Origin of the sequence: Pontibacter anaerobius (assembly GCF_026241195.1) — a bacterium.
Lineage (GTDB): Bacteria > Bacteroidota > Bacteroidia > Cytophagales > Hymenobacteraceae > Pontibacter > Pontibacter anaerobius.
This window is the reverse complement of sequence record NZ_JAPFQO010000009.1, coordinates 278307-299351: the sequence shown is the minus strand read 5'-3', so window position 1 is coordinate 299351 and position 21045 is coordinate 278307. Positions and strand designations below refer to the sequence as shown.

Sequence of the window (21045 nt, the reverse complement as noted above, 5' to 3'; positions counted from 1 at the left end):
ACAAGTAACTCATCAAAACTCTAAACTATAAACTTTTAACTCTAAACTATAGAACATGCTGACTGCAGAGGAAAAACATCAGATAGACCACGAGATAAGCCTGGTGCCATCACCGAAGAACGCCTGCATCGAGGCCCTGAAGATTGTGCAGCAAAGCCATGGCTGGGTATCGGATGAGAGCCTGCAGGATGTGGCCGAATACGTGGGCATGTCCACGGCGGAGCTGGACAGCGTGGCTACTTTCTATAACCTGATTTTCCGAAGGCCCGTGGGGCGGCATGTCATACTTGTCTGCGACAGCATCAGCTGCTACGTGATGGGTTATGAGGACATCCGCAACCAACTATTCGAGAAACTGAGCATACAATATGGCCAGACCACAGCAGATGGCCGCTTTACCATACTTCCTAACTGCTGCCTGGGCACCTGCGACTGTGCCCCCGCCCTTATGATTGACAACGACCTGTACCGTAACCTAACGGTGGAACAACTGGATGACATTTTGAGCAAGTACACCTAAAAACCGAAAGCGGGCCTATGGAAAAGCCGCTTACCCAACACATCGTACCCGGACGCAAACCCCTCAGCTTGAAAGAGTATGAGAAAGTGGGTGGCTACCAGTCTGTGCGTAAAGTCCTGAAAGAGATGACACCCGAGGAGGTGCAGACGCTGGTGAAGGATTCTAACCTGCGCGGCCGCGGCGGCGCGGGCTTCAGCACGGGCCTGAAATGGAGCTTTGTGCCCATGGGTCCGGATGCCGCACAGCCCAAGTACCTGGTGGCCAACGCCGACGAGATGGAGCCCGGCACTTTTAAGGACCGCGTGCTGCTGGAGGGCAACCCGCACCAGCTCATCGAAGGTATGATCGTGGCCTCCTATGCCATCCAGGCAAGTATAAGTTACGTCTTTCTGCGTTGGGCCTACAAGGTAGCCGCAAGAGAAATATCCCATGCCATACAGGAAGCTTACGATGCCGGTTACCTCGGCAAAAACATACTTGGCTCCGGCTTTAACCTAGACATGCACCTGCACACGGGCGTAGGCCGCTACATGTGCGGCGAGGAAACCGCCCTGCTCAACGCCTTGGAAGGCAAGCGCGCAAATCCTCGGGCCAAGCCCCCCTTCCCGCAGGTCAGCGGTTTGTTTGGCAAGCCCACCATCGTTAACAACGTGGAGACCCTCTGCTGCCTGCCCCACATCATCAACAACGGCGCGGATTGGTTTAAGAAACTGGGTTTAACAGAGGATGCCGGCACGAAACTCTACGGCGTAAGCGGCCGCGTGAAAAACCCGGGCTGCTGGGAGCTGCCCATGGGCACTACCATCCGCGAGATTCTGGAGGAACACGCCGGCGGCATGCAGGACGGCTACCTGTTCCGTGGCTTATTGCCCGGCGGAGCTTCTACAGATTTTCTGGTGGAAGAGCACCTGGATCTACCCATGGATTATCCTTCGATACAAGCGGCAGGCAGCAGGATGGGCACCGGTACCATGATCATACTTGATGACCAGACCTGCCCGGTGGGCTTTACCCTGAACCTGCAGCACTTCTTTGCGCAGGAGTCGTGCGGCTTCTGCACGCCTTGCCGCGAAGGCCTGCCCTGGGTGGAGAAGATACTGCTGGCGATAGACAAAGGCGAGGGTAAGCCCGAACACCTGCTCACCCTCGATTTCCATACCAAATACCTTGGCCCCGGCAATACGTTTTGCGCACTCGCGCCCGGCGCCATGGAACCCCTACAGAGCGCTCTGAAATACTTCAGAGAGGATTTTGAACGGCATATTCACGAACACCACTGTCCCTGGAGCAAAAGCAAAGCATGGCAACCATCTACATAGATAACAAACCCTACGAAGTAAAAGCAGGCAAGAACCTGCTCGAAGCCTGCCTCAATCTTGGCAAGGACCTGCCCTACTTCTGCTGGCACCCAGCAATGGGCTCTGTTGGGGCGTGCCGCCAGTGCGCCGTGAAAGTATACAAAGATGAGAACGACACGAAAGGAAAGCTCTTCATGTCGTGCATGGAGCAAGTTCGGGATGGCATGCGGGTGTCGATTGAGGACCTGGAGGCCAAAGAGTTCCGGGCGCACATCATCGGCTGGCTCATGACCAACCACCCCCACGACTGCGCCGTGTGTGACGAGGGTGGCTCCTGCCACCTGCAGGACATGACCGTGATAACAGGTCATAACTACAGGCAGTATAGCTTCCAGAAACGTACTTACCGCAATCAGTACCTCGGTCCTTTCCTTAACCACGAAATGAACCGCTGCATACAGTGCTACCGCTGTGTGCGCTACTATAAAGACTACGCCGGCGGCAAGGACCTGGATGTGTTCGCCGCCCACAACCATTTATACTTTGGTCGTGCCGAGGATGGTGTGCTGGAAAGCGAATTCAGCGGCAACTTGGCGGAAGTATGCCCGACGGGTGTATTCACCGATAAAACGCTAAAACAGCACTATACCCGCAAGTGGGACCTCACCTCCGCTCCTTCCGTTTGTCACCACTGCAGCCTAGGTTGTAATACCATCGCTGGGGAGCGCTACGGCACCTTGCGCAACATCACCAACCGGTATAACGGCGAGGTAAACGGCTATTTCCTCTGCGACCGCGGGCGCTTCGGCTACGAGTTTGTGAACAGTGCAGGTCGCGTTCGGAAACCACTGGTGCGCAGCCAGTTGCCAGAGGCCACCGATAAGTATACCGCTCTCAAAACTGCAGCATCTGTTATAAAAGTTGGCCGTACCATTGGCATCGGCTCCCCAAGAGCTTCGCTGGAATCGAATTTTGTACTTAAGAAACTGGTGGGTGAGGATAACTTCCATCATGGCGTATCCGATGTGGACCACGACCTGGTGGAGATGGCCTTACACATACTTCGGGAGGGATCAGCCAGAACACCTACTTTACAGGAAGTGGAGAAAGCCGATGCCGTGTTTATACTTGGCGAAGACCTGACCAACACCGCCCCGATGCTAGCGCTGGCCGTGCGGCAGTCGGTGCGGCAGCAGCCCATGCTGGAGACTGTTTCTAAGGCAAATATTCCGCTGTGGCAGGACGCGGCCGTGCGCGGGCTGGTGCAAACAGACAAAGGACCACTTTTCATCGCGCACTACATCCCTACCAATCTCGACGAACTGGCTACCCATACTTTCTTCGACTCGCCGGATGCCATTGCCCGCCTGGGTTTTGCCGTGGCCAATTTAATTGATGCAGGATCGCCGGAAGTACGCGGTATAAGCGAGGAGGAACAGGCGTTGGCGCAGCAGATAGCGGATGCCCTGATGAAGGCCAATAATCCACTCATCATCTCTGGCACCTCTTCCGGCAACGAACGGGTACTGAAAGCCGCCGCCAACATCGCCCATGCCTTAGTGGCCAAAGAAAAAGCGGCAGGTATCAGCCTAGTGGTGCCCGAGTGCAATAGCCTGGGCCTTGCCATGTTGGGCGGCCATAAGTTAGAATCAGCTTTTGAGGCGGTGCTGAACGGTTACGCCGATACAGTCATTATCCTGGAAAACGACCTTTACCGCAGGGCTTCCGCCGCTACCGTAGACCAGTTTCTGGAGGGCTGCAAGCAGGTTATCGTGCTGGACAGTCTGCATAACCCCACCACTGAGAAAGCGGGTATACTTTTGCCAGCCGCCCCTTTCTCCGAGGCCGATGGCACGCTCATCAACAACGAAGGGCGGGCGCAGCGCTTCTTCCAGGTGCACCCGGTGCAGCAGGAGATACAGGAGAGCTGGCACTGGCTGGCGGAGATGGGCACCATTATGGCCGACCAGGAGATCAGCGACTGGCATGACTATGATGACGTGGTGAAGGCGATCAGCAAAGAGTACACCGCACTGGAGGGTATCCGGAAAACAGCGCCTCCATCCGACTTCCGCATTGCCGGACAGCGCATAGCCCGTGCCCCGCACCGTTTCAGCGGGCGCACCGCCATGAATGCGGGTCTGAACGTGAGCGAGCCCAAACCTGCCGAGGACCCGGATTCGCCGCTCTCCTACACCATGGAGGGCTACCGTGGACAGCCGCCATCCTCTGTGATCCCATTCTTCTGGTCGCCTGGATGGAACTCGAACCAGGCATCTAACAAATACCAGGAAGAAATCGGCGGGCACCTGAAAGGCGGCGACCCGGGCGTAAGGCTCATCGCCCCAGACGGCACCTTGCCGTTCTCCGAGGCCGTTCCGCAGAAATTTATTCCGCTGGAGGGCCACCTCTACATGCTGCCGCTGCACCATACGTTTGGGTCGGAAGAGCTGAGCAACCAGTCGGCTTCCATTATGGAGCGGATTCCAGAGCCTTATGTGAAAATTAACGCCGCCGATGCCATCCGCATGAAACTGGATGAGGGGCAGCACCTGAGCTTCTCCATCGAAGGCCAGATCTATCAGTTACCAGTGAAACTGAGCCAGACCATCCCGAGCGGCACCGCCGGCATGCCTAATGGCTTACCTGGAGTACCTTTTGCCGAATTACCCGCTTGGGCCATCCTAAACCGAGACATCAAATGGAAACAGCAACCCCAAACTACTTTCTGATCATCGGCGGCGTGTTGTTCGTCATGCTGAACGTGGCGGCCGCCCTTATCTGGGTGGAGCGTCGCCTGCTGGCCCTGTTCCAGGACAGGTATGGCCCGAACCGAGCTGGTCCCTTCGGCTTGCTCATCGTGGCCGCCGACTCCATCAAGCTGTTTTTTAAGCAGGACTGGATTCCGCCCTTTGCCGATAAGCCCGTCTTTGTGCTTGCCCCGGCTATTGTGGTGGTAACCGTGCTGATGAGCTTCGTGGTGATACCGTTCGCGCCAGGCATTATTGTGGCAGACCTGAACATTGGCTTGCTGTTTTTCCTGGCCATGTCGTCGATGGGCGCTTATAGCATCATCCTGGGCGGCTGGGCCTCCAACAACAAGTATAGCTTGCTGGGTGCTATGCGCGGCGCTGCACAGATGATCTCTTACGAGGTGTTCATGGGGCTCTCGCTGATGGGCGTGGTGTTGCTGAGCGGCTCTTTCAGCCTGGTGGAAATTGTGGAGGCGCAGCGTGGCCTGTGGTTCTTCATCCCGCAGATCGTGGGTTTTGTGATCTTCTTCATCGCGGGCATCGCCGAAACGCACCGCCTGCCCTTCGATATTCCGGAGGCGGAAAGTGAACTGATTGCGGGCTTCCACTCGGAGTACTCGGGCATGAAGTTCGGCATGTTCTTCATCGGGGAGTACATGGGCATCACGCTCATCTCCTGCATGATCGTGACTTTATACTTCGGTGGCTGGCTGGGCCCTGACTTCCTGCCGCCCATCGTGTGGTTTATACTTAAAACGCTCTTTTTCCTGATGATCTTTATCCTGCTCCGCGCCTCCATGCCCCGTCCAAGGTATGACCAGCTGATGGAGTACGGCTGGAAGGTGCTGCTGCCCCTCACCCTGCTGAACCTGATGGTAACAGCCGCGGTGGTGCTGTGGGTGAGTGAATGAGTTTTGAATGAGTGATTGAGTGAATATAAAATGATCGTTTTTCCGGATTTGCAAATCCGGAAAAACGAAAGGTAAGAAAACGCTGGTGCGAGCTTGTAGCTCGTACCGCAAGCAGCTTAAACAAAAAAGATACGAGCTACAAGCTCGCACCAGCAAATAAGAACCGACCTCACAGCGTCTTCCAGACCAGTGAGCGTCTTCAAACCATAAAAAGAAAGGAGCAGCTATGTTTAGTTTGTTGCGCAGTATGTGGCTTACGTTTCTGCACGCATTCCATAAGCGGGAAACCATACTTTACCCGGAGCAGAAACCCATTCTCCCGACACGGTGGCGGGGGCGCATCGTATTGTCGCGCGACCCGGACGGGGGTGAGCGCTGCGTAGCCTGTAACCTCTGCGCCGCCGCCTGCCCTGTGGATTGCATCTCGCTGCAGGCCACCGAAGACCCGACCGGACGACGCTACCCGGAGTTCTTCCGGATCAACTTCTCGCGCTGCATCTTCTGCGGCTACTGCGAGGACGCCTGCCCGACCTACGCCATCCAGCTCATCCCCGACTTTGAGATGGGCGAGTATAACCGCCAGAACCTGGTGTACGAGAAAAAGGATCTGCTCATTGACGGGCAGGGCAAGTACCACGGCTACAACTATTATAAAGTGGCGGGCATGGCCATCGGCGGGAAAGACAAAGGCGAGGCCGAGAACGAAATGCCTCCTGTAGATACTAAAAGCTTACTACCCTAAAGCCTATGGAACTTACATTTTATATCGCAGCAGCGGTTGCCATACTTTCCACCATCATGGTCATCACGCGCTACAACATCATCCATGCCCTGCTCTACCTGGTGGTATCCTTTCTGGCCGTGGCCGTGGTTTTCTTCACATTGGGTGCCCCATTTATGGCGGCGCTGGAGATTATCATTTACGCCGGGGCCATCGTGGTGCTCATCATCTTCGTGATCATGATGCTGAACCTGACACAGGAGGATGTGCAGCGGGAGAAAGAGTGGTTGAAACCCTCGGTCTGGGTTGGCCCGGCCATACTTTCGGCGGTGCTGCTGGCTGAGCTAGTTTACATAGTGGCGGCTGGCACGCCGCCGCAAACCGAGGCCGTGGTGGCTGTGGATGCCCGGCTGGTTGGGCTGTCGCTGTTCGGGCCTTACATCCTGGGCGTGCAGCTTTGCGGCATCCTGCTGACGGCGGGTATCGTGGGGGCCTACCACCTGGGCAGGCAGAAGAAAAAAGTTATTCACCGGTTTTTACAGGAAAGGAGCGCAGCCGCATGAGTGTGTCTACGATGGAAGCCGCCCTGCTGCTGGCAGGCGTACTTTTTATGCTCGGTTTGATCAGCGTGCTGATCCGCCGCAACATCATTTTTATGCTGATCTCGGTAGAGATCATGCTCAACGCCGCCGGCCTGGCCTTTATCGTGGCGGGCTCCAAGTGGGTGCAGCCTGACGGGCAGGTGATGTTCATCTTTATACTTACCATGGCCGCCGCAGAAGTGTCCGTGGGGCTGGCGCTCATACTTCAGATTTACCATCAACTTAAAACCCTCGACAGCGACGCTGCCAACTTTATGAAAGGATAAGACTATGGAAAACTACATCTGGCTCATACCTGCCCTGCCCTTTCTGGGTTCACTCCTGCTCATCCTCTTCGGCACCCGCTTGTCGCGCGCGCTGGTGGCTATACTTGGCGTGGGCAGCGTGGGCTTCTCGGCGCTCATCACCATACTTTTAGGACTGCAGTTCCTCTCCGAGAAACCGGCTTTTTACCAGCAGGAAGTATGGCAATGGTTCAGCGTGGCGGGCTTCAACCCGTCCATCGCCTTCCACCTCGATGCGCTTTCCATTGTCTTCATTTTCGTCATCACGTTCGTAGGATTCCTGATCCATCTTTACTCCACCGCCTACATGGCCGACGATGCGGACTTCTCCCGCTTCTTTGCCTGCATGAATTTGTTTGTTGGTTCTATGCTGATGTTGGTGATGGCCGATAACCTGCTGCTTTTATACTTAGGCTGGGAAGGTGTGGGCCTCTGTTCCTACCTGTTGATCGGTTTCTGGTACAAGGAGCCCGCCAACGGCTATGCTGCCCGCAAGGCCTTCATCATCACACGCGTGGGCGATACAGCCATGGCCATCGGACTATTCATACTTTTCCAGACCTTCGGTACGCTGAACATTCAGGCCATCCTGACCCAGGCCCCGGAAGTATGGAGTGTGGGCGCTCAAATGGCGGTGCTCGTAGGGCTGCTGCTCCTGGGCGGCGCGGTGGGAAAATCCGGTCAGTTGCCTTTGCAAACCTGGCTGCCTGATGCGATGGCTGGCCCGACGCCGGTTTCGGCTTTGATACACGCGGCCACCATGGTAACGGCGGGGGTTTACCTGATTGCCAGAATGTACGTAATTTTTGAGCTGGCCCCACTGGCGCAGACGATGGTAGCCGTTATTGGCGCTGTTACGCTGCTGCTGGCTGGCTTCTCGGCCCTCACGCAGTACGACCTGAAGCGGGTGCTGGCCTATTCCACCATCAGCCAGATTGGTTACATGTTCCTGGCTTTGGGTGTAGGTGCCTGGTCAGCGGGGATTTTCCATTTCATGATTCATGCCTTCTTCAAGGCGCTGCTTTTCCTCTGTGCCGGGGCCATCATACTTGCCTTGCACCACGAGCAGGACATGCGCAAAATGGGTGGCCTCCGCAAAAGCATGCCCGTCGTGTTCTGGACCTTCCTGATCGGGGCGGCCTCGCTGGCGGCGCTGCCCATCATCACTTCGGGCTTCTACAGCAAGGATCAGATTCTGTGGTACACGCTGGCAGGTCCAAACGGCAACATCTGGCTGTACTTAGCAGGGCTTTTTGGCGCTTTCATCACCTCGGTTTATACTTTCCGGATGGTGTTCATGACCTTCTACGGTGCCCCCAAAACGCACCTGGACCACCCGCCGGGTAAGCTCATCACCATCCCGCTTGTTATACTTGCAATCCTTTCTTTGGTAGGCGGATTTATAGAGCTGCCGCACAACTTCGCCCATTTGGCCCTGTTCTCAGACCTGATGGCGCCAGTGTTGCCGGGCATCACGGCCAACGAGCTGCTGGCGGCAAACGAGTGGCTGTTCCAGGTGCTGGCAGCGGTGGTATCGTTGGGAGGCGTGTATGTGGCGTACCTGTTTTACCAGAAGAGTCCGGGGATGCTGCACAGCCTGGAGCGCTCCAGTTTGGCCATGAAACTGCACCGCTTCTGGTTCTCCGGCTGGGGCTTCGATGCCTTGTACGACAACCTGCTTGTGCGGCCTTACGTGTTCCTGGCCAACATCAACAAACGCGACATTATCGACAGTTTTTACACCGGACTGGCCCGCATGGCCGAGGGCTTCCATGTGATGTTCTCGCAGACCCAAAGCGGCGTGCTGCGCAACTATGTGGCCGGCATTGTGGTCGGCGCCATCATGATTCTAACCATAAGTCTACTGCTATGATACTGCTCTGGATGATCGTGATACTGATGGCCGGCGGACTGCTGGCCTGGCTCTCCAAGAAGTTGCACCCCGTGTTGCCCCGCTGGATTGCGCTGTTCGCTGTGTCGGCTGATTTTGCCATTGCCTTATACTTGTGGCTTGGCACGCCCGCCGCTTCCTTAGGCGCTTCGCCCTGGCTCATGCAGATGGAAGTACCCTGGGTGCCGCAGTGGGGCGTGAACTTTATACTTGCCCTCGATGGCCTGAGTCTGCTCATGCTGCTGCTCACCTTTTTCATTGGCATTCTGGCCGTGCTCATTTCGTGGCGGGAGATCAAGGTGAAAACCGGCTTCTTTCACTTTAACCTGCTGTGGGTGCTGGCCGGTATCACGGGTGTCTTCCTCACCATGGACCTGTTCCTGTTCTATTTTTTCTGGGAGGTGATGCTGATTCCGATGTACTTCCTGATTGGTGTCTGGGGTCATGCCAACCGAAACTACGCAGCTTATAAATTCTTCATCTTCACACAGGCCTCAGGGCTGCTGATGCTGCTTGCCATACTTGGTTTATACTTTATCCACGGCTCCCAAACCGGAAACTATACTTTTAATTACTTTGAGTTGCTCGGAACCGAGCTGGCCCCGGAGGAAGCGCGTTTCCTGATGTTCGGTTTCCTGGCCGCCTTCCTCGTGAAGCTGCCCGTGGTGCCGTTCCACTCCTGGCTACCCGACGCACACTCCGAAGCGCCAACGGCTGGTAGTGTTATACTTGCGGGACTGCTGCTGAAAACCGGTGCCTATGGCCTGCTGCGTTTCGTGCTGCCGCTCTTCCCGACGGCTACCGTTGAATTCGCCCCTTGGGCCATGCTGTTGGGTGTGGTGGGCATTATCTACGGTGCCATCCTGGCCTACTCCCAAACCGACCTAAAACGGCTGGTAGCTTATACTTCGGTGAGCCACATGGGCTTCGTGATTCTGGGTGTGTTTGCCTTTAACCAGTGGGCGCTGCAGGGCGTGGTGATGCAGATGATCGCGCACGGCCTGAGCACCGGGGCCCTGTTCATCATCGCCGGTTTTCTTTACGAGCGCCTGCATACCCGCGACATCGGGCAGATGGGTGGTTTCTGGTCCAAAGCCCCAAAAATGGGTGTGATAGCGATGGTTTTTGTGATGGCTTCGCTAGGCCTGCCGGGCCTGGGTAACTTCATCGCGGAATTCCTGACGCTGGTGGGATCCTGGCAAGCCAACAACTGGCTCACGGTTTTCGCCACTATTGGCGTGGTGCTGGCTACGGCCTACTCGCTGCGCATCATGCGGAAAGTGTTTTACGAACCAGCCCCCTCCGATCACCCGCTCCCTGACCTCAACGCCCGCGAAATGCTGATCGCCGTGCCGATGGTCGTGGTTATACTTTGGCTGGGCCTTTACCCACAACCTATTCTCGACACCGCGCAGCCAAGTATAAACCAGCAGCTGCAAGCCTACCAGGAACCGGAGGTGGAGAAAGAGAAAGTAGCAGTGGTGGAGGTGCCAGAAGCAAAGTTAAGGATTGAGGAAGTGAAGAAATAAATTTTGCTGGCGCGGGTTTGCAACCCGTGCCTAACTAAAAAGTCGGATTTGCAATCCGAAAGGACCAGAGGCCCAAACTATAATCCGACACGAGCGAGGGCGCTCGCGCCATAAAATGTAAGGGCATGAACATCTTCAAATTATCGAATCTTCAAATCACCAAATTAATAAAGCCATGAGCCAAACCGATTTCCTGCACCTGATGCCGCTGCTTATACTTACCGTGGCCGCCCTTGTGAACATGCTGGTGATAGCGGCCTGGCGAAACCACAAGATCATCTATGTCATCACGGCGGTGTCGTTTGTAGCGGCGTTCCTGTCGCTTTTCGAGCTGCGGGGAATTACGGCTTATGCCATTGATCCGCTTTTCGTGATCGATGGGTTCGGGGTCTTTTACATCGGCCTGATCCTGGCAACGGCCCTGCTGATCAGCATGCTCTCGTATGCTTATTTTGAACAGCGCGAGGAGCAGAAGGAGGAATACTATATTCTTTTGATCCTGTCTACCCTGGGGGCCTGCACCCTGGTCATCAGTACGCATTTTGCCTCGCTGTTTCTGGGTCTGGAGGTGCTGAGCGTGGCCTTGTATTCTCTCATATCATACTTAAGAACCCGCGAGCGCTCCGACGAGGCTGGCATTAAATACCTGATACTTGCCGCATTCTCTTCAGCCTTCCTGCTGTTCGGCATGGCACTGGTATACTTCAGCGTGGGCACCATGACCTTTGCCGGCATCGCCACGGCCATGTCGGGTCTACAGGAACTCCCATTGCTGCTGCTAACCGGTTTTGGCATGATGATCATCGGAATCGGGTTTAAGCTGAGTGTGGTACCCTTCCATATGTGGACTCCTGATGTGTATGAAGGAGCCCCGGCCCCGGTCACGGCCTTTATTGCCACCGTTTCCAAGGCAGGCGTGCTGGGCATCATGATTCGCTTTTTTTTAGAGGTGGATGGCTTCCGGTACCCTACCCTAATTACCATTTTCACCATCGTTGCCATTTCTTCCATGATCGCCGGTAACCTGCTGGCGCTGATGCAGAAGAACGTGAAGCGCATTCTGGCCTACTCCTCTATCTCGCACCTGGGCTACCTGCTGGTGGCATTCTTGGCAGGCAACCAAATGGGCGTTGAGGCTATCACTTTTTACCTGGTGGCTTATTTTATCACCACTGTGGGCGCTTTTGGCGTGGTGGCCATGCTCTCCGATAAGGAGCGTGATGCGGAACTGCTGGAGGATTACCGCGGCCTGCTCTGGCGCAGACCATGGACCGCCACGGCCTTTACCGCCATGCTGCTCTCCCTGGCCGGCATTCCGCTCACGGCTGGCTTCGTAGGCAAGTTCTACATTCTGGCGGCGGGGGTAAGCACACAGTTGTGGCTGCTGGTGGCTATGCTGGTGCTTAACAGCGTCATCGGTTTATACTATTACATCAAAGTGATTGCCGTGATGTTCCAGCAACCGGAAACCGAAGCAGAGACTCCCAAAAAGCGGTTACGGCCGTCTATCTACCTGGCTAGTGTGGGAACGCTGGTGGTGCTTACTCTGCTGCTGCTTATAGTGGGCGTGTACCCTGCTGCGCTGGTTGAGATCATCCAGAATGTATTTGCAACGGCACCGGAAATGGTGGCCAGGTAAACTTACTCTTTCAAGCACAACATCCGGCATCCTTACCAAGTATGACTACTGTAGGAGGATGCGGGGATGATAAAGACACTTATAAGGCTGTTAGCCATACTTTTACCTTTTGCTGTTGATGGCCAGGATCGTTCCTGGGAAGTAGCGGTGGCCGGTGGTGGTGCCCATAATTTTCGTACGCCCCTGCATGTACAACAGCGAAACGCCGAGGATATCGAAGTTGACGCCAGGTACCGCACAGAGCCATTTAAGCCGCCGGTATATTATGATGTGCGGGTGAGTAACTGGCAAAACGAACGCGGCTGGGAGCTAAAGTTCACGCATCACAAACTTATACTTGATAACCTGCCCCCGCAGGTGCAGCGCTTTTCCATCACCAACGGCTATAACCTGCTCTCTTTAAACCGCCTTTGGCAGCTGCACGGCCTCACCTTTTCCGCCGGGGCCGGACTTGTCATCACGCATCCGGAATCCACCATATTTCACAAGGCATACCCCGAGAACAAAGGCATCTTTAACAAGGGCTATTACATCTCGGGGCCATTAGCAGAAGTGGCTGTGGCGAAACGCTACTACTTCTCTAAAAGATGGTTTATACTTGCCGAAGGCCGTTTTACAGCCTCTTATGTAGAAGTGCCGGTTGCCAACGGCGAAGCGAGCCTCTCTCAAATGGCAGTACACGGGCTGCTGGGCTTGGGGTTCAAGGTGAAGTAACTGGTTGCGTGCAGTCCAACCTCTCCTCAGCGCTACGCTCTCGACCTGTTTAGAGTTAGGGAAGGGTGAACCCACCCCAGGCCCCTCCAAGGAGGGGAGTTGATCGGGAACGATTGTCATCCCCCTTCCCACTTCCGAATCAAGTCCGGGATCTGCGACTTCAAAGTGGGACTCGGTTCAAGCTCCGTTAGCGGCTACTATCGAAACTGATCCCAGTCTTTGGGTTGAGCGCCTATGCGAGTTTTTCCGGTGACGAACGAAAGTGAGGCAGCCCGAGGCACGAGGGCAGGAAAAGCTCCCAGCGCGATGCCCGAAGACGAGGCCTCCCGGCCTCGAGGGAGCCAAAGCCACGGATGCAACGATAGGCAAATAAGACTGAGGATGAACGGCAGCTAGGAAGGATAGCTTGTTTCAAGTTGCAGGAAGCAGGGGCTATGAAAGTATAGTTTGCCTCAACTTAAAAAAACCAGCTACAGTACACACCAGAAGATCGATAGCAAAATCAGCAAGCTCCCCTACCAAAACTAATCCCAAAACTCCTTTTCGGCCTTTTCCCAAAGCCGTACCTTTGCGGCATATTTCAAGATTACATGACCACGCAAACACGATACGCGAAAACGCCATTCGATACCGAGAACTGGGAGCGACGGGAGCATTTCCATTTCTTCCGAAACTTCACCCAGCCTTTCTTCAACGTGCACACCGAAGTTGATCTCACCAGCCTTTACCAGTATTGCAAACAGAACGGGCTATCAGTTTTTCTGGCATACCTGCACGCCGCCACCGAGGCAATACGGCAGACGGAAAACTTCCTGTTGCGGCTGGAGGGGGATGCCGTGGTAAAGTATGAGGCTGTGGATATCTCCACCACCATCCTAAAAAACAACCATACGGTATCCTTCGTGCACCTGCCGCACCACCCCGACCTCCATATTTTTTGCAAGGAAGCCTCAGGGATAGTGGAAGAGGTGAAGCAAGGCGATCAGCTTTTTTGCGGCTACAACGGCCCGGACCTGGTACACGCCACTACCCTGCCCTGGTTTAAGTTTAACGGCATGGAGCACGCCCACATGGATAACCCCGATGACGCGATCCCGAAACTGGCTTTTGGCAGAATTGAGAAGCAGGGTGACAAAACTATACTTCCGATAAGCATGCGGGTACACCACGCGCTGGCCGATGGATACCACATACACTTGTTCCTGCAGCGCATGCAGGCAAGTATAAATAAGTGGTGACGGGACACCTTGTTCAGCCGATTACCGTATCCAAGGGGTGCGAAACAGCACAACTTCTCCTGACGCTAGGGGATAAATAGAAATTTGTTTATATTTAAACTTTAACCATATAAAAAAACTATGAACCGTATCAAACCGATTTTATTCGCCTTCCTGTTTATGGTCCCATTCCTGTTCTCTTGCCAGGAGGGTACCGATGTAGTAGAGTCTGGCACCTACCAGGGTACTGTGGATGAGGTAGAGGCAGAGAAAACCGAGATCTACGTGAAGACCGACGATAACAAGCGCCTGGAACTATACTTTACGGAAAGCACCACCCTGACCAGAAATGGCGAGACAGTGGCTTTTGACCAACTGCAGGAAGGCCAGCGTGTAGAGGTTGAAGTAGAGAAAACAGGCCAGCGCCTGGACCCTAAAGCAGTGAGAATACTGGAATAGCATGACCGAACCCGCATTCTGGCGAACAGAAGTATGGCACCCCCTCACAGTGCATTTCCCGATTGCGCTGCTGACCTTTGCCACCCTTCTGAAACTGTTTGCTATCTTTTTAAAGCCCGCTTCTGCCGATTTCTGGCAGAAGGCGGGCTCTTTCCTGTTATACGTTGGTACCCTTGCCGCCTGGCTCAGTTTTTTCACCGGAGACATGGCCGAGGGCATCGTTTCCAGAAAACTTTGCGACCCTACGGTTCTCAAAGACCATGAGATATTCGCTGAGTTGCTAACGTATACGTTTACGATTGCCGCCCTGCTCGATATGGCACAACGGAATAATTTGGTAAAGTATAAACCGCGTTTACTGCAGGTACTGGTAATTTTAATGATGCTAACGGGTACCGGCTTCCTGATTTATGCAGGTCACCTTGGGGCACAAGTGGTATACCAGCAGGCTGGTGGCGTGTATGTTCCTTCCGCAAATTGCGCTGAGTTTAATTAACTATTTCCGGTGTCAGGGAGAAATAATGTAAAACTTTTTGTTAATAATGTAAGCATACTTGCCACACACCTTATACCTTTGCAGCAAGTATAAAAAACATGAACCTATTCCGCCGGATCATACTGCTAACCCTCATGCTGCTTGTGCTCGTCTCCTCGACGGGTATGGCTGTGGGTATGCATATTTGTGGCGGTGAGTTACGCGATATTACCTTCTTTGGTTCAGAGGCGGAGTGCCCGATGGAAAAGCCGCAGGAGCAAGTGCCTGCCTGCCACGCGCCTCAGCAAGATGCCAGCGATGAAGACTGCTGCGAAGATCACCAGATGATCGTGGAACGGCTGGACGTCGCTGCCAAGCACAAAGATTTTTCCTTAAACAAGCTGCAGGACATCAAATTCATAGCTGTTGTAAAAGCAGTTATACTTCAGTGGTACGCCCCTGAAACCGATCTTAAGCCTGCATACGCCCTTTACGAGTCTCCCCCACTGGCCCGCGATATTCCGGTGCTTGTGCAGTCCTTCCTCCTATAACCCCTGCTTTTTCGATTTCACCCGTCTTTAGGCTGGTGTAGTTTGTTGCTGCCTTTCCGGTAGCCATACTTCTATGTATTCAATCGAATAAAGCATGTTAAACAGCATTATAAAATTTTTCCTGGAGCAGAAACTAGTAACTACCCTGCTCCTGCTGCTCATCGTTGGGTGGGGCATTGTAACCGCTCCTTTTAACTGGAACGTTAACTTCCTGCCCCGTGACCCGGTTCCGGTAGATGCTATTCCGGATATTGGCGAGAACCAGCAAATTATCTTTACTGAGTGGATGGGCCGTTCGCCACAGGACGTGGAGGACCAGATCACTTATCCCCTTACCACTTCCCTTTTGGGTATGCCGGGTGTGAAAACCATTCGCTCTACCTCCATGTTCGGCTTTTCCAGCATCTACGTCATCTTTGATGAGGACACAGAATATTACTGGAGCCGCTCCCGCATTCTGGAGAAACTCAACTCCCTGCCCGCCGACCTGCTGCCAGACGAGGTAACGCCAAAACTTGGTCCGGATGCGACAGCACTTGGCCAGGTGTACTGGTATACGTTGGAGGGCCGCGATGCTGAAGGCAAACCTGCCGGTGGCTGGGATCTGCACGAACTGCGCTCTATCCAGGACTTTTATGTGCGCTATGCCCTGTCTGGTGCCGAGGGCGTAGCTGAAGTGGCCTCTGTGGGTGGGTATATAAAAGAGTACCAGGTAGACCTTGACCCGGTTGCCATGAAGGCAAACAACATCTCGATGATGGAGGTGATGAACACCCTGAAAAACAGCAACCAGGATGTGGGTGCCAATACCGTGGAGATCAACCAGGTGGAGTACCTGGTGCGTGGCCTGGGCTATGTAAAAGACCTGGAGGACATTGAGCAGGCGGTGGTAAAAGTAAACAACAACGTTCCGATACGCATTCAGGACATTGCCCGCGTGAACATAGGCCCTGCCGACCGCTCTATGTTGGGTATACTTGACAAAAGCGGTGCCGAGGCTGTGGGTGGTGTGGTAATTGCCCGCTACGGCGATAACCCACTGGCCGTGATTAATAACGTGAAGGAGAAACTGGACGAGATTGCTGCTGGTCTGCCTACCAAAACCCTTGCCGACGGACGAGTTTCCAAAGTAACTGTGGTGCCTTTTTACGACCGTACGCAGCTGATCAATGAAACGCTGGGCACGCTAAATGAGGCGATCATACTTCAGATACTTATCACCATCATCGTGATCATTGTGATGGTGTATAACCTGCGGGCTTCACTGCTTATTTCTGCCCTGCTCCCGCTGGCTGTGCTCATGACCTTCATCATGATGAAGTACTTCAACGTGGATGCCAACATCGTGGCCCTGTCAGGTATAGCCATTGCCATTGGCACCATGGTGGACTTGGGCATTATATTGAACGAGAACGTGCTGCGGCACATTGATGAGGCACCGCCGGGGCAGTCATTGCTGAAGTCGGTTTATGAAGGCACCACAGAGGTAGCCACGGCTATTATTACGGCAGTTTCAACCACCATTGTCAGCTTTCTGCCGGTGTTTACGCTGGAGGCTGCAGAAGGCAAACTGTTTGGTCCACTGGCCTTTACCAAAACTTTTGCGCTGGTGGCTTCGCTGGTGTTTACCATCCTGATCATGCCGGCCTTTGCTCATACTATACTTGGCCTGAAGTCGAAGAACATTGCCTGGTCCAGAATTCTGAACTGGGTGCTGTTAGGACTTGGTGCCATTGCAATATTTATACTTCCGCTGGCAGGTATCACACTAATGCTGATTGCAGCCAATAACCTGCTGAACTATTACCAGCCGGGCCGTTATGGAAAGTATAATACGCCGGTAATGGTTGGCATTGCCGTAGTGGCCGTGTCGTGGTTATTGGCTGAGAACTGGATGCCGTTGGGTGCCTCTGTGAGTTTGATCATAAACTTTCTGTTCATCCTGCTCATCATTGGGGTAGTTCTTGGAGCATTTGCCCTTTTCATCGGTGCTTATCCGCGTATCCTGAACTGGTGTTTGGCAAACAAAGCGAAATTCCTGGCCATACCTGCGGTGATCATGGTTATCGGCCTGCTGAGCTGGGTTGGCTTTAGCTCGATGTTCGGCTGGGTAGCAAATGGGTTCGATAAAGTTGGGGCGAACATCCGCACTACTTCGGTTTGGAGCGGACTAGTTCATACTTTCCCGGGCATGGGCGAAGAATTTATGCCTTCCCTGGACGAAGGTGCTTTCCTGCTCATGCCTACTTCTATGCCGCATTCCGGCGTGGAGGCTAACAAACGCATCGTGCAGCAGCTGGATATGCTCATCACGGCCATTCCTGAGGTAGAGATGGTAGTGGGCAAAGCAGGTCGCGCCGAAACAGCCCTGGACCCAGCCCCGATGTCGATGTATGAGAACATCATCCAGTACAAGTCTGAGTACATCACCAATGAGCATGGGTATAAAGTTCGCTTTGCAGTGAACGACGAAGGCGAGTTTATGCGCGATGCGAATGGAGAATTGATACCGGATGATGACGGCGAATATTTCCGCCAGTGGCGTGACCATATCAAAACACCGGATGATATCTGGGATGAAATTGTGCGCGTGGCCAACATTCCGGGCGTTACTTCGGCTCCAAAGCTACAGCCTATCGAAACACGACTGGTGATGCTACAGACAGGTATGCGTGCCCCAATGGGTATCAAAGTATATGGGCCGGACCTGAAAACGATAGAAGATTTCAGCCTGCAGTTGGAGCGTTACCTGAAAGAGGTGCCATCGGTTAAGCAGGAGGCCGTATTTGCCGATCGCTCACTGGGCAAGCCTTACATGGAGATTGAACTGGACCGCCGCGCCATGGCCCGTTATGGCCTGAACGTAGCCGATGTGCAGGAGTACATAGAGGTAGCGATGGGTGGCATGGGACTGACCACCACTGTGGAAGGTCGCGAACGTTACTCCATCCGGGCACGCTATGCCCGCGAGTACCGTAATAGCCCGGAGGCTGTAGACCGGATCCTGATAACAACAGCCAATGGTGCACAGGTACCACTGGGCGAGATAGCGGAGTTGGAGTACCGTCCGGGCCCGATGATGATCCGTGGCGAGAACTCCTTCCTGACCGGCTATGTGCTGTTCGATAAGCGCGATGGCTTTGCAGAAGTACCCGTGGTGGAAGATGCGCAACGTTACCTGAATCAGAAGATTGAAACAGGTGAGTTGGTAGTACCGGCCGGCGTGAGCTACAAGTTTTCTGGTAGCTACGAAAACCAGGTGCGTGCCGAGAAGCGACTGTCGATCGTGATTCCGCTCAGTTTACTCATCATCTTCCTGATATTATACTTCCAGTTCAGGTCCGTTACCACTACGCTGTTCATCTTCACGTCTATTGCCATGGCCTTTGCCGGCGGTTTTATGATGCTATGGCTCTACGGGCAGGACTGGTTCATGAACTTCTCGTTCCTGGACACCAACATGCGGGACCTTTTCCAGATGCGCACCTTCAACCTGAGCGTGGCCGTCTGGGTTGGCTTTATCGCCCTGTTTGGTATTGCCACCGATGACGGTGTTGTGATGGGAACATACCTGATGCAAAGCTTTGAGAAGTTCCACCCGGAATCGAAGCAGCAGGTACGAAAAGCGGTGCTAGAGGCAGGTATGCGTCGTGTAAGGCCATGTTTGATGACGACAGCCACTACCCTGCTAGCCCTGCTGCCGGTACTGACTTCCACCGGTCGTGGCTCCGACATTATGATTCCGATGGCTATCCCGACGTTTGGCGGGATGGTAGTAGCCCTGATCACCCTGTTTATTGTGCCGGTACTTTACAGCTGGCGCGAAGAGGTTAAGGTTAGCAAACGAGTTAAAGAGTTAGCATAATGAAGACTATGCAACAGAAACTTAGGCCAGGTGCACCAAATGACGCTCCACTGTCCGAGCGTTCAGCGAGTTTGGAGCGTCTTGATTCTTTTGCATACTTTTCTCATCAAGGAGAAAAGTATGGCCTAGCCGGCGAGGCGAAAAGCTGGCTAAAAGCATTAAGTGAGATAAAAATGAAACAGTTAATAGCAAGTATACTTTTTCTCCTGATACTTACTCCTACCCTGCAGGCACAAACCCTGCAGGAGTACCAGGTAATTGCCGGCGAGAACAACCCGCTTCTGAAAGCCCGCTATGCCGAGTACCAGGCAGCGCTGCAGAAAGTGCCCCAGGCCGGCGCCCTGCCCGACCCGGAGGCTAACTTCGGCTTCTTTCTAGAGCCAATGGAAAGGCTGATGGGCAACCAGGTAGGTGAAGCTTCTGTCATGCAGATGTTTCCGTGGTTTGGTAGCTTGGGCGCGGCCAAGAACGAAGCCAATTACATGGCGCAGATGAAGTTTTCGAATTTCATGGAAGCCAAGATCAACCTGTACCATGATGTACGTACTACCTGGCTGAACCTGTACCAGATTGACGAAGAAGTGCAACTGCTGGAGCGCGAACTGGAGATACTACAGGCGCTGGAGCGGGTGGCACTGGCCAAGTATAAATCAGCCCCGGCAGGTGCTGCGCCAAGTACACCACAGCGTAGTTCAGGTAGCTCGTCAAGTATGGGCAATGGCTCAGCTGGCACCTCTTCCTCCGGCATGGCAGGTATGGGCGGCGGCTCAACAGGCAGCTCTTCGCCAAGCAGGCAAAGCAGCGGAGGAGGCTCTATGGGCAGTAGTATGGCTTCATCTGGCAGCAGCATGGTAGATGTTATACTCATACGGGTGCAGGTAAAGGACATGGAGAACAGGCTGGCCTTGCTACGCGATTCTAAAAAACCTTTGATCGTTGCTTTCAACAACCTGCTTAACCGTGAGCCTGACCTGGCGGTGCAGCTAACAGATACACTACAGCCAATCGAATTGCCAGCATCTCTGGCCCTGATCCAGGACTCCATCCGCCAGAACCACCCCATGCTGCAAATGTATGAGTGGGACGAAAAAGCCCGCGAGGCACAGTACCGTATGGCGCAGCTCATGGGCAGACCGATGATTGGCCTGGGCCTGAATTATATGATTCTTAAACCCAGAACAGATGAAACATCGCAGATGCAGATGGGCGGGAAAAACATGGTCATGCCGATGGTAAGTGTGACGCTTCCGATCTACCGTAAGAAATATAACGCAGCTAAAAAGGAAGCCAGGTTTGAGCAGGAGGCAGCGGTGCTGAATAAGGAAGCGGCCGAGAAGGCGCTGTTTACAGAGCTAGAGAACCTCCTCTACGACTATGAGCGGGCCACCAGAAACCTGAAGCTACTGGAAGACCAGATTACGCTGAACGAGCAAGCTATCCGTTTGCTGACCACTAATTACAGCGTGGCGGGTGCGGGCATTGAAGAGATACTTCGCCAGCGCCAGGCCATACTTGGTTACAGGCAACAGCAACTGCAGGCCGTCACGAACCAGCACATTGCCGTGTCGGCTATCAACCGAATGATGAACAGCGATAGTTAAGAAATGTCCCTTTGA

17 protein-coding genes are annotated in these 21045 nt (G+C 54.0%); all 17 read left to right on the top strand.

What is annotated here, in order from left to right; all coding sequences use genetic code 11:
- Positions 1 to 55 precede the first annotated feature (55 nt).
- The 17 genes from nuoE to OO017_RS14715 all read left to right on the top strand — a co-directional run bounded on the left by nuoE (position 56) and on the right by OO017_RS14715 (position 21030).
- Complete coding sequence (gene nuoE, locus OO017_RS14795; RefSeq protein WP_266053348.1) at positions 56 to 520, top strand: NADH-quinone oxidoreductase subunit NuoE; 465 nt, start codon at positions 56 to 58, stop codon at positions 518 to 520.
- Between the two features lie 17 nt (positions 521 to 537).
- A complete protein-coding gene (nuoF, locus tag OO017_RS14790; protein WP_266053347.1) occupies positions 538 to 1839 on the top strand; it encodes an NADH-quinone oxidoreductase subunit NuoF in 1302 nt (433 codons plus the stop codon).
- A complete protein-coding gene (nuoG, locus tag OO017_RS14785) occupies positions 1821 to 4550 on the top strand; it encodes an NADH-quinone oxidoreductase subunit NuoG (RefSeq protein WP_266053346.1) in 2730 nt (909 codons plus the stop codon). Before nuoF ends, nuoG begins: the two co-directional genes overlap by 19 nt.
- Positions 4520 to 5482 (top strand): NADH-quinone oxidoreductase subunit NuoH, encoded by a 963-nt coding sequence (nuoH, locus tag OO017_RS14780; RefSeq protein ID WP_266053345.1) that lies wholly within the window; start codon positions 4520 to 4522, stop codon positions 5480 to 5482. The genes nuoG and nuoH overlap by 31 nt, the downstream gene beginning before the upstream one ends.
- 226 nt (positions 5483 to 5708) lie before the next feature.
- On the top strand, positions 5709 to 6224 hold the full coding sequence (gene nuoI / locus OO017_RS14775; RefSeq protein ID WP_266053344.1) for an NADH-quinone oxidoreductase subunit NuoI: 516 nt from the start codon (positions 5709 to 5711) through the stop codon (positions 6222 to 6224).
- 5 nt (positions 6225 to 6229) lie between these two features.
- Complete coding sequence (gene nuoJ / locus OO017_RS14770) at positions 6230 to 6766, top strand: NADH-quinone oxidoreductase subunit J (RefSeq protein WP_266053343.1); 537 nt, start codon at positions 6230 to 6232, stop codon at positions 6764 to 6766.
- Positions 6763 to 7071 carry an NADH-quinone oxidoreductase subunit NuoK gene (gene nuoK, locus OO017_RS14765; protein ID WP_266053342.1) on the top strand — a complete coding sequence of 103 codons (309 nt, stop codon included), beginning with the start codon at positions 6763 to 6765 and terminating at the stop codon, positions 7069 to 7071. The genes nuoJ and nuoK overlap by 4 nt, the downstream gene beginning before the upstream one ends.
- Before the next feature lie 4 nt (positions 7072 to 7075).
- Positions 7076 to 8962, top strand: coding sequence for an NADH-quinone oxidoreductase subunit L (nuoL, locus tag OO017_RS14760; RefSeq protein WP_266053340.1), 1887 nt, complete (start codon positions 7076 to 7078; stop codon positions 8960 to 8962).
- Positions 8959 to 10509: an NADH-quinone oxidoreductase subunit M gene (gene nuoM / locus OO017_RS14755; protein ID WP_266053339.1), complete on the top strand. Its 1551-nt coding sequence runs from the start codon at positions 8959 to 8961 to the stop codon at positions 10507 to 10509. The genes nuoL and nuoM overlap by 4 nt, the downstream gene beginning before the upstream one ends.
- 175 nt (positions 10510 to 10684) lie before the next feature.
- Positions 10685 to 12148: an NADH-quinone oxidoreductase subunit N gene (locus tag OO017_RS14750; protein ID WP_266053337.1), complete on the top strand. Its 1464-nt coding sequence runs from the start codon at positions 10685 to 10687 to the stop codon at positions 12146 to 12148.
- A gap of 66 nt (positions 12149 to 12214) precedes the next feature.
- On the top strand, positions 12215 to 12862 hold the full coding sequence (locus OO017_RS14745; RefSeq protein ID WP_266053335.1) for a hypothetical protein: 648 nt from the start codon (positions 12215 to 12217) through the stop codon (positions 12860 to 12862).
- A 590-nt stretch (positions 12863 to 13452) separates the two neighbouring features.
- The gene (locus tag OO017_RS14740) at positions 13453 to 14100 is read left to right on the top strand and encodes a CatA-like O-acetyltransferase (RefSeq protein ID WP_266053334.1); all 648 of its coding nucleotides are present in this window, start codon (positions 13453 to 13455) and stop codon (positions 14098 to 14100) included.
- Positions 14101 to 14220: 120 nt separating this feature from the next.
- Entirely contained in the window at positions 14221 to 14538 is a 318-nt protein-coding gene (locus tag OO017_RS14735; RefSeq protein ID WP_266053333.1) for a hypothetical protein, read from the top strand.
- A gap of 1 nt (position 14539) precedes the next feature.
- Complete coding sequence (locus OO017_RS14730) at positions 14540 to 15034, top strand: DUF2231 domain-containing protein (protein WP_266053332.1); 495 nt, start codon at positions 14540 to 14542, stop codon at positions 15032 to 15034.
- A gap of 98 nt (positions 15035 to 15132) precedes the next feature.
- On the top strand, positions 15133 to 15564 hold the full coding sequence (locus tag OO017_RS14725) for an HYC_CC_PP family protein (RefSeq protein ID WP_266053331.1): 432 nt from the start codon (positions 15133 to 15135) through the stop codon (positions 15562 to 15564).
- 94 nt (positions 15565 to 15658) lie between these two features.
- Positions 15659 to 19429, top strand: coding sequence for an efflux RND transporter permease subunit (locus tag OO017_RS14720; RefSeq protein ID WP_266053330.1), 3771 nt, complete (start codon positions 15659 to 15661; stop codon positions 19427 to 19429).
- Positions 19430 to 19602: 173 nt separating this feature from the next.
- Positions 19603 to 21030 (top strand): TolC family protein, encoded by a 1428-nt coding sequence (locus tag OO017_RS14715; protein ID WP_266053329.1) that lies wholly within the window; start codon positions 19603 to 19605, stop codon positions 21028 to 21030.
- The last annotated feature ends 15 nt before the right edge of the window (positions 21031 to 21045 follow it).